Consider the following 692-nt stretch of genomic DNA (forward strand, 5'->3'; position numbering starts at 1 on the left):
GTGTACGAGGAGTTGCCTCCCCAGAACGGGACGTAAGGATGGCAATCGCGAGCGGACGTGCAACCGGAATCTCCATAAGCGGTACCTGCGGAATGGCTGTTAGCTGGGCATGACATAATAAATGACCTCCAATAATTTTTTGAATTTTTAGTTTTTTTAAGCGATGTATGCTGTAGCGTCTAATCTTTCAACAACTTCAGCGATTAGCAGCAGCCGCTATAGCTAGTCTCACGGTAGTAGTCACCTACCGGGTTGTTACCTACATCCGTTACACATTTGTCATAGATTTGCGTGTACGATGAGTTGCCTCCCCAGAACGGGACGTAAGGATGGCAATCGCGAGCGGACGTGCAACCGGAATCTCCATAAGCGGTACCTGCGGAATGGCTGTTAGCTGGGCATGACATAGTGAATAACCTCCAATAATTTTTTTGAATTTTTAGTTTTTTTAAGCGATGTATGCTGTAGCGCCTAATCTTTCAACAACTTCAGCGATTAGCAGCAGCCGCTATAGCTAGTCTCACGGTAGTAGTCACCTACCGGGTTGTTACCTACATCCGTTACACATTTGTCATAGATTTGCGTGTACGATGAGTTGCCTCCCCAGAACGGGACGTAAGGATGGCAATCGCGAGCGGACGTGCAACCGGAATCTCCATAAGCGGTACCTGCGGAATGGCTGTTAGCTGGGC

The 692-nt window shown here is 48.1% G+C and carries 2 protein-coding genes; both read right to left on the reverse strand.

Annotation, left to right across the window (positions count from 1 at the left end):
- Window positions 1-203: 203 nt before the first annotated feature.
- Window positions 204-407, reverse strand: a complete 204-nt coding sequence (locus tag PAECUDRAFT_RS25480) for a hypothetical protein (protein WP_006038148.1) — start codon at window positions 405-407, stop codon at window positions 204-206.
- 88 nt (window positions 408-495) lie between these two features.
- On the reverse strand, window positions 496-692 hold a 197-nt coding region (locus tag PAECUDRAFT_RS26550; RefSeq protein ID WP_006040816.1), incomplete at its 5' end, for a hypothetical protein.

Source organism: Paenibacillus curdlanolyticus YK9, assembly GCF_000179615.1.
GTDB classification, from domain to species: Bacteria; Bacillota; Bacilli; order Paenibacillales; family Paenibacillaceae; genus Paenibacillus_T; species Paenibacillus_T curdlanolyticus.

Bases quoted from the DNA above. Each gene is read 5' to 3' on its own strand.
- PAECUDRAFT_RS25480 (WP_006038148.1), bottom strand. From the start codon at position 407: ATGTCATGCCCAGCTAACAGCCATTCCGCAGGTACCGCTTATGGAGAT.